The organism is Streptomyces sp. NPDC052043, from assembly GCF_044548235.1.
Classification (GTDB): domain Bacteria; phylum Actinomycetota; class Actinomycetes; order Streptomycetales; family Streptomycetaceae; genus Streptomyces.
Map to the genome: position 1 here is coordinate 1 of NZ_JBIUBT010000032.1, position 8,231 is coordinate 8,231.

Annotated in this window: 7 protein-coding genes and 2 pseudogenes; 5 read left to right on the forward strand and 4 right to left on the reverse strand. The window is 70.0% G+C overall.

The features are described 5' to 3' along the window. Positions 1 to 288 precede the first annotated feature (288 nt). The 4 genes and pseudogenes from ACIHCX_RS37955 to ACIHCX_RS37970 form a co-directional block, all read left to right on the forward strand. Positions 289 to 438: pseudogene (locus ACIHCX_RS37955) on the forward strand (transposase); the annotation flags it as partial. A gap of 185 nt (positions 439 to 623) precedes the next feature. Beyond that, positions 624 to 1,301 carry a helix-turn-helix domain-containing protein gene (locus ACIHCX_RS37960; protein ID WP_400037962.1) on the forward strand — a complete coding sequence of 226 codons (678 nt, stop codon included), beginning with the start codon at positions 624 to 626 and terminating at the stop codon, positions 1,299 to 1,301. A gap of 592 nt (positions 1,302 to 1,893) precedes the next feature. Then, complete coding sequence (locus ACIHCX_RS37965; RefSeq protein ID WP_400037964.1) at positions 1,894 to 2,109, forward strand: hypothetical protein; 216 nt, start codon at positions 1,894 to 1,896, stop codon at positions 2,107 to 2,109. 86 nt (positions 2,110 to 2,195) lie between these two features. After that, on the forward strand, positions 2,196 to 3,404 hold the full coding sequence (locus tag ACIHCX_RS37970; RefSeq protein WP_400037966.1) for an acyltransferase: 1,209 nt from the start codon (positions 2,196 to 2,198) through the stop codon (positions 3,402 to 3,404). A gap of 7 nt (positions 3,405 to 3,411) precedes the next feature. Here the strand turns inward: ACIHCX_RS37970 and ACIHCX_RS37975 are convergent, their stop codons facing one another. Further along, the gene (locus ACIHCX_RS37975) at positions 3,412 to 4,779 is read right to left on the reverse strand and encodes a hypothetical protein (RefSeq protein ID WP_400037968.1); all 1,368 of its coding nucleotides are present in this window, start codon (positions 4,777 to 4,779) and stop codon (positions 3,412 to 3,414) included. Positions 4,780 to 4,838: 59 nt separating this feature from the next. Here ACIHCX_RS37975 and ACIHCX_RS37980 point away from each other — a divergent pair, with 59 nt between their 5' ends. After that, on the forward strand, positions 4,839 to 5,744 hold the full coding sequence (locus tag ACIHCX_RS37980) for a DUF4231 domain-containing protein (protein ID WP_400037970.1): 906 nt from the start codon (positions 4,839 to 4,841) through the stop codon (positions 5,742 to 5,744). Here ACIHCX_RS37980 and ACIHCX_RS37985 read toward each other — a convergent pair. The 3 genes and pseudogenes from ACIHCX_RS37985 to ACIHCX_RS37995 form a co-directional block, all read right to left on the reverse strand. Further along, a complete protein-coding gene (locus ACIHCX_RS37985; RefSeq protein ID WP_400037972.1) occupies positions 5,725 to 7,329 on the reverse strand; it encodes a serine/threonine-protein kinase in 1,605 nt (534 codons plus the stop codon). The two genes, ACIHCX_RS37980 and ACIHCX_RS37985, sit on opposite strands and share 20 nt — an antisense overlap. Beyond that, positions 7,311 to 7,649: a hypothetical protein gene (locus tag ACIHCX_RS37990; RefSeq protein WP_400037974.1), complete on the reverse strand. Its 339-nt coding sequence runs from the start codon at positions 7,647 to 7,649 to the stop codon at positions 7,311 to 7,313. The genes ACIHCX_RS37985 and ACIHCX_RS37990 overlap by 19 nt, the downstream gene beginning before the upstream one ends. A 232-nt stretch (positions 7,650 to 7,881) precedes the next feature. Beyond that, positions 7,882 to 8,091 (reverse strand): annotated as a pseudogene (locus ACIHCX_RS37995) (hypothetical protein); the annotation flags it as partial. Positions 8,092 to 8,231 lie beyond the last annotated feature (140 nt).

Sequence of the window (8,231 nt, forward strand, 5' to 3'; positions counted from 1 at the left end):
CCTGCACCACCTGCCACCGCCCGCTGCCCAGAACGTCCACCACCAGCCCAAACCCAAGAGCCAGAGCAACTTAACGGAGCCCTACTAGGGCCTGTCAAAACGAACGGCCCTGTCTCACATTCGGGCCGGGCTCGGCGGGTTTCTCCCAGGGGCGCCGCAGGTCAGAAGCGGCCTGGCGGAGGAGCCGCAGTTGGGTGTGGGCGGCGATGACCAGCCAGGACCAGCGGTCGCTGGCGTCGAACCTGCAGAGCTTCGGTCGGGTCCATGTCGTGGCAGGCGTCCGCCGACCTTCGACAAGCAGTTCTACAGCGACGCAACGTCGTGGAACGCTGCTTCAACCGCCTCGAGCAGTGGCGCGGTATCGCGACGCGCTATGACAAAACCGCCGAGTCCTACCAGGCAGCCGTCACTCTCGCATCGCTTCTGATGTGGGCGTGACATTTGACGACAGCTCCTAGCTAGGACGCTCCCGCCCGCCCGGGGGAGGGGGGCCGTCCGGCCCAAGCGGACCGCCACGAGGCCGTGCATGCTGGATCTACGGGGCAATACCGGAGACCTTGCCATGGTGAACCGGCGGCAGGAACCGGCCGCTGTGGGGAAGCCCCGACGAGGAGTGACGGACCATGGCCGAACAGACACCGCCGCATGTCACGGACCAACCTCTGCAGGGCGACCTCGGACGGCGCATCGAGCGGCGGCGCAGGGAACTGGGGCTCACCCGGGAGGAAGTCGCGTTCCGTGCCGGCATGGCCCCAAGCTATATCGCGCACCTGGAGCAGTTCAGCACGGCGGCACCGGAGGCGGGCACTCTGCTTCGGCTGGCCGGAGCCCTGCGGACCACTCCGACGGAACTCGGCGGCGGAAACGTCGACCTGCCACCCGGTATCGGGCGCGCCGCTTGCAGTCCTCGCCTCACCGAACTGAATGAGGAGGAGTGCCGCAGACTGCTCTCGACGCACGGCGTGGGTCGCCTGGCGGTACCTACCGAAGCCGCACCGGTCGTCGTTCCCGTCAACTACTCCGTCGTCGACGACGCCGTCGTGTTCCGGACCCGGGCGGACTCGGTGCCCACCCAGGGACGCGATCGCGAGGTGGCCTTCGAGGTCGACCGCGTGGACGACGCGTTGAGTCAGGGTTGGAGTGTCCTGGTATGCGGGCGCGCCGAAGCCGTGACCGACCCCGACGCCGTACGCCGCTTCGCCGAGCTCGCCTACAGCGGGCCGTGGACCGGAGGGGAGCACGACCTGTGGATGCGGATCGAACTCACCGCAGTCACGGGGCGCCGCATCGACACGTGGTGAGCTTCCCCGGCAGGCGCCCGAACACGTCCGCCGTGTCCCGCCTCGGCCCCGCCCGGCAGGACGGGGCCGCGCGAGCGTGTCATAGCGCCTAGGGCGCGGCCGGCACCCTCAGTGCCCGGCCTGCTGCTGTCCACGCCTTGGTCGCACCGCACGCGCCAGGTCGTGCCCGGGCGGGGGAGTGACGGCCCTCGCCCGGGCACCTGGCATGTTCACCAGATCCACTCGTGCTCGTCGTCCTCGCCCCATCCGGTGTCCCGCTCGTTCGAGGAACTGGAGCGGCGCTGAGCGCCAAGAAGGACAGGGCTTGGCCTCCTACGAGGAGAGCAGCAACGAGAAGGGCGTGGGCCAGCCCCCGATGCCGCCGATCGACAACCCCTAACTCGCGCTGGTTCTCGCTGGTGTCCCGGACTCCCTGGCGCAGACCGGCGGCAACCTGTACGCGGTCATCATCAACGTGGCAGTCAACGCGTGGATGGCCAGCCACATCCACGGGACTTACGTGGCGGGCCGCTTCGGTCACTACAGCCGAGGGGTGCCCTGCGCGACCTGTGGGGTAACCGGGACGCCTGGGTGCTCTCCCAGTACCTCTTCGATGGTGCGCCGGTACGCCGGCGCCGCCCGCACGGCCGAAGTGCCGGACCCGGACGGTGGCTCGTCGAGACGATTCGGGGACGGTGCCGACGGGCTCGTCCAGGACCGGCGGGTGCTGCGCGGCGGCGACAAGCTCAGCGCCGACGTCGTCGGCAACGGCGGCTTCGCCGGAATTGCCTGTCCCTGGAAGCCGGGCGTCACCACCTGCCACCGCTAATCTGAGCGACCGGCTGGCGCGGGGATGGCGCCCGGCGGTCGGCCCCTCAACACTGGTGGGGGACCGGCGACGGGGAGGGCACGGGCATGGCGACGCGCACGGAACCGACGGAGGCGGCGTTACCGGAGCGGCGGCCGGAGTTGGACGCGATCCGGATACTGATCGTGATCGGGCTGGTCTTCTTCCATTCGGCGCTCGTGTTCGCCACCGACGACGACTATTACGTCAAGAACGCCGAGACCACCGAAGTCATCATGATTGTCGCCGGGTTCGGGGTCGTCTGGGCCATGCCGCTGCTGTTCCTCGTCTCCGGCCTCGGCGCCTGGCACTCGTTGCTGCGCCGTGGCGCGGGCGGCTTCGCCAAGGAACGGCTGCTGCGGCTCGGCGTGCCGCTGGTCTTCGTGACCCTCGCGCTCAACCCGCTGCCGCAGTGGCTGCGGCTGCGCTCCGCCGGCGCCGACTACCACGAGTCGTACCTCGAGTTCCTCCCGCGCTTTTACGACGTGCACCTGGAGCCCGACGAGTTCCCCTTCCTCGTCCAGGGCGAGCACTTCGAGACCGGCCATCTCTGGTTCGTCGTGCTCCTCCTGGCGTTCTCCCTCATACTGGCGCCGCTCCACCGGTGCCTGCCGCGCGAGCGCGTCCGCCGTATCGGCGACCGCGTGGCGCAGGCGACCCTGCGTCGACGCGGCCTCGTGCTCCTGCCGGCGCTCGCCCTCTCGGCGATCTGCGCTCTTGCGGGCATGGAGGAGGACTACGCGGGCTGGCACCGCTGGTCGTATCTGCTGTTCTTCCTCGCCGGCTTCGCGCTCGCCGCCGACGACCGCTTCCGTACCGTGATGCGGCGCGATGCCGGGCTCGCGGCCTGGCTCGGCGTCCTGCTGTTCTTGGCGACCGGCCCCGGCGTCGCCCTCGCCGATGAGCCCTTCACGGAGATGACCGCCCTGGCCATCACCACTCGGACGCTGTTCGGGGCGGCCGGATGGTGTCTGGTCGTCGCTATTCTGGGCCTCCTGGACCGTCGGCGGTCACGGCAACCGCGAGCGGAACCGAACCCGGCCCCGACGACGCGTCGGCGCCTCTACGGCTATCTCGCCGCCGCCGTGCTGCCGCTGTACGTCCTGCACCAGCCGATCGTGGTCGCCGTCGCGTACTTCGTGGTCGCCTGGACGGCACCGATCCTCGTCGAGTACGTGGTGCTCGTAACGATCGCCCTCGCCCTCACCCTCGCCGCGTACGAGTTGCTGGTCCGCCGCACGAGGGTGACCCGGTTCCTCTTCGGAATGCGGTCCTAGCTATTAGCTAGGCTCCGTTTGGGCCGGAGCGGTAGGCGCCGGAAGCTTTCCAGCGGCGGACGTCCTGCCGGCTGAGGAGCAGGACTCCTGCCGTCAGCGCCAGGCCCAAGGGGAGGAACCCGAGCGTCCGCTGGGACGCGTCCGGGAAGAGGGGGGCCAGGCACAGCACTACCGCGAAGATCCCGGAGAAGATCTTCACGAAGCCCATGGCGACCTGACCGCCGAACCAGGTCCGCAGCAGCAGGCCGCCCATCGGCAGCCCCACGAAGAGCAGCAGCGTCGGGAGGCCGTTCGCCCCTCCGGCCTGCGTCGCGGCGAGGAACCCCGCCCAGGCCAGCGCGATCAGTGGCACCGCGACCTTGATGGCCCGCGGGCGGCTCACCCGGCCGGGCGGCAGGCCCGGCGGGTCGAGACCGGCCCGGCGGAAGACCGGCCGGATGGCCAGGGGGAACGCGCTGCGGACCCAGGCCAGGCGGTCGATCAGCCAGATCACCTCGACCTCGGGATCCGCAGCTCCGAGGGGCGCCAGGTGGGGTGTCCAGCCGGCGTCGAACCAGACGGCGCCCTTGATGTACGTGTCCGGTCCGTCGACCATGACCGCCGGCCGGCCGTCGCCCTCGCTCTCCGCCTCCAGGGAGGGCAGCCCCTTGGGGAAGGCGTCCTGCATGGCCTCCCGGAAGGACGCGTACTGTGCGGCGTCCCTGACCACGATCAACACCAACCGCTCCGGCTGGTCCTGTGCGACCACCTGCTCCACCTCCCAGCGTAGATTCCGGCCCGGGCCGCAGGCCAGCAGGACGAGCGCCGCTCGGTCCAGGGCGGCGAGCACCTGCGCCTGCCACCCTTCGTCCGAGGAGTAGTGCCGCCCCGCCCCGGCCTGCGGCAGCCGGTCCTTCGGGCGGCCGAGCGCCACCATCGTGCCGAACGGGGTGACCGCCTCCCGCAGTTGCTGCTCCTCGGTGTCGGTGTCGGCGGCCCATGGCCCGTCCCTGACCGGCCCGCGCTGCACGCGGGCGAAACCCTCGTCGTCCGCGAAGGAGCGCAGGAACAGCACGATCCGCTCGTCCTCCGGCAGCTCGGCCAGCGCCCGCAGCACCGGGGCCCGGTGCCGGCTGCCGTGCCGGAGCGCGCGCCGTCCGCCCGTCAGCAGGGCGGCCATCAGCGCCCACTCGACGGCGACGGCGGGCCAGCCATGCTCTGCGTGCCATGTGCGCATCGACCGGTACGCGAGCGCTCCGCTCGCCATACCGAGAGACATCGCCACCACGCCCACCGACTGGAGCACCACCCCCCACACCCGGGACTGCTTCAGCTCCGCGGCGACGCGCGGGGGCCGGCCGGGCCCGCCCCGGGACTCCCGCTGTCCTTCCGCCATCCGCTCCCCCTCACCGCCTTACTGACGCTCCCTCAACCAAGGCTGGCAGAATCACCCGCATGGTGGAACCGGGTGAATCCGTCACGGAGCACGTCTGGAACCGGCAGAGCGTGTGGTCGCAGGCAGCCGACGCCGCGAAGCGGTCGATCGGCAGGGCCCGTGCCACGGCACTGGTGCTGGGGATCGCGGCCGCCGCGCTGGCGACACTCGGTGCGCAGCTCATGGGCGGGCACCCGACGCCTGGCCGCACGCTGACCTTCCTAAGCGCCCTTTCCGCCGGTCTCGTGCCCGTCGCGGCAAGCCGTTTGGGGGCGTCCTCGCTCCGGGACTGGACCCGGCTGCGCTCGGTCAGCGAGGCGCTCAAGAGCGAGGTGTACATGGCCTTGGCCCGCGCCGACGTCTACCGGGAGGGCGACATCGACGGCACCCTCCTCGACCGGGCCGACCGTGTGACGGCCCAGGCCGGCGACCTGCTGCACCGGACCGACGGCCTGACACCCCGGCAGCGCCCGCTGCCGGAGGTCCGCGACGTCGGCTCCTATACCGCCATACGACTCACCGGACAGATCCGCGACTACTACCGGCCGCGCGCCGCGCTGATGTCCCGCAGGTGCACGGCCGTGCGGCGCTGCGAACTGTCCCTGGCCGTCGTCGCGTCCGGGCTGGGCGCTCTCGCCGGCGTCTACGGCACGGATAGCGCGGCCCTCTGGGTGGCGACCGTCACCACGGTGACCGCCACGGTCACCGCCCACGCGGCCGCGGCCCGCTACGCCTACCAGGAACTGGAGTTCTCCCGTACGGCCGCCGAACTCGAGAGCCTCCTGGCCCGCCGGTCGGCGGACGCGGGGGCGGACCGGGAACAGCTGGCGGACGGCATCCGGAGCGACGACGCCTTCATCAGCCGCTGCGAGTTGGTGATCTCGGCACAGAACGAGGCATGGATGGCTAAGTGGGCGGCCGACTAGGGTCCGCGAGCCCTTCCCTGACCTCTGCATACTGGGCGAGGACTTCTGTCAGTTCAGTCCGCTGACGGGTCGTCAGCGGGCCGAGTACGCAGACGGGGATGAGCCCGCTCTTGCGGACGGCGATCTTTCCCGGGTGCGACGGGGGCCACCCTGCCGGATGGGCTGGGGCCGAGCGCGCTGCGTCGATGGTGAACTGGGCGTGGAGGCCGGTGTACCTATAGGGGCGCGCGCTGCGAGACCCGCTTCCATCGAGCAGGTTGAATTCTATGGGGGCGTCGATCTCTTCGATCGTGACCCCGTTTACCTGGTTCCACCGGTATTCACGCCTGCCAGTGGTGCTGGTGGTCGCGATGCCCTGAGGCCCAACGTACAGGGACCAGCCGGAGGTCCTGAACCGGTAGGCCACTGTGCGGAGCCAGAGAAGTATCCCGAGCGCGATTGGTCCCAAGACGATTGACAGAACAAACCATGCCATCCAGCCGCTGTCGTTCTGCTCTCCGACCTTGATGCGGTGCAGCAGCAGCGGTATGACGATGCCCGGCAGCGTCACCGCCAGGAGCACCCTCGCGAAGCCGGCTAGGCAACCCTTGCCCGAGGAATCGGTGTAGGTGGACAGGGGTTCCTTTCCTGTCCACGAAATAGCGAAGGGAGCTGCCGCTTTGGGTGGTTGCTGCGTGTCGTCCGCCGTTGTGCTCGGCGGTGGCGGCTGCTCCACTTTGGTCGGCAAGGTCGGTGCGCCTGTATTGCTCGGGCCGAGACCCGCCTGCAGTTGCTGGAGACGTTCGTGGACGTGGCGCGCCGACTGGGGGCGCCGTTCGGGATCGCGCTGCAGAAGCTCGGCAACGAGCGCTGTCACCGCGGGCGGCAGGTCGGGGCGGAGCGAATCGAGGTGTGGCGCTTCTTCGTCGAGTTTGCGCCGCATGACCGCGAGCCCGTTGTGACCGGTGAACGGCGGCTGACCCGCGAGAAGGGTGAACAGCACTCCACCGAGTGCGTACAGGTCGGAGCGTTCGTCGCCGCGTTCGGTGAGGAACTGTTCCGGCGCTCCGTACTCCGGGGTGCCGGCCGGGGTCAGCTGGGAGGAGCGTGCCACGGAGAACGTGGCCTGGACGAACCCCGCGATCCCGAAGTCGACGACCTTCACGTCCCCGTCGGGGGTGACCATCACGTTGTGCGGCTTGATGTCGTAATGGATGACCCTGGCCTCGTGCGCGGCGACCAGGGCCGCGCAGATCCCGCTGACGATCTCCAAGGCGCGCGCCGGGGGCACAGGGCTCTTGGCATGGATGTATTCGGTGAGCGTCGCTCCCTTGACCTTCTCCATGACCAGGAACAGCATGTCCTCGTGGACGCCCCGGTCGTACAGGGCAACCACGTGCGGGTGGTTGATCTGTGCGGCGGCCACCGCCTCGCGTTCAAACCGCTGGGGCAGCTCCGCGTGGACAGCCCCATCGACGGCGAGCAGTTTGAGCGCGACGTCGCGGTGAAGGGTGCGGTCCCGTGCCGCCCACACTTCGCCCATGCCGCCCCGGCCGAGCCGCTTGCCCAACTCGTACCGGCCCGCGATCAGCTTTCCACGCTCCATGGCCCACCCCCGTTGACTTTGGCATACCCCTGCACCACGACACTCACCCTTGAAGGTAGCGGTGCAGGGAGGGTTTTGGGGATGCCGGCCTTGACCGCGATCTGGCCGAGGCTACTGCCCTGCTCCTTGAGGAGCTTGGCGTATTCGATCTTGTCGTCGGGGTGGGCGACGGGGCGGCCGATGTGGCGGCCGGCGGCTTCGGCGACGGCGCGGGCGTGGGCTGCGCGTTCGACGGTGAAGGTGCTTTCCATCTCGGCGAAGAGGGCCAGCAGCAGGAAAGCGATGCGGCCCATGCCTTCGTCGGCGGTGTTGAATCGCACGACTGCCCGATGTCCACCTGCGCCGCCCCGGCGGGCTCGCCGTGCCGCACCGGCAAGGGCAAGGTGGCCATCCAGTACCACAAGCGATGTCGCGCAGGCTCAGCTCCTGGTCGCGCAGGTGGAGGGCCATGGACAGCATGTCGTCGTCGGTGACGCCCGCGCCGCTGATGGTCTTGCCGCGCTTCCGCGCGCTCTCGTGGCCTTCGAGGGTGCGGTCGCGGATGTACTCGCGCTCCATGCCCGACATCGCGGCGAGCACTGTGAACACGATGCCGGACGGGTCGTGGGAGCCTTTCAGCTCTCCGGTGAGGAACTCCAGGCCGACGTCGCTCGCCTTCAGCTCCTCGGCGAGCATGGCGAGTTCGATGCCGCGGCCGAGGCACGCCGCCCTACGCCACGCCGCCCGCGACTGCCACAGGCCCTTGGCCGCCCTCGGCCTCATCGGATGAACCCGGACAGATCCCGATCTTGCAAGGGATCCTGGCTACAGTTCGAAGGCGATCCGCTCATGGCTTCGCCGCCACGGCATCCCGCACACGATTCCCGAGCGGGCCGACCAGGTCCGCAACCGGGCCCGGCGAG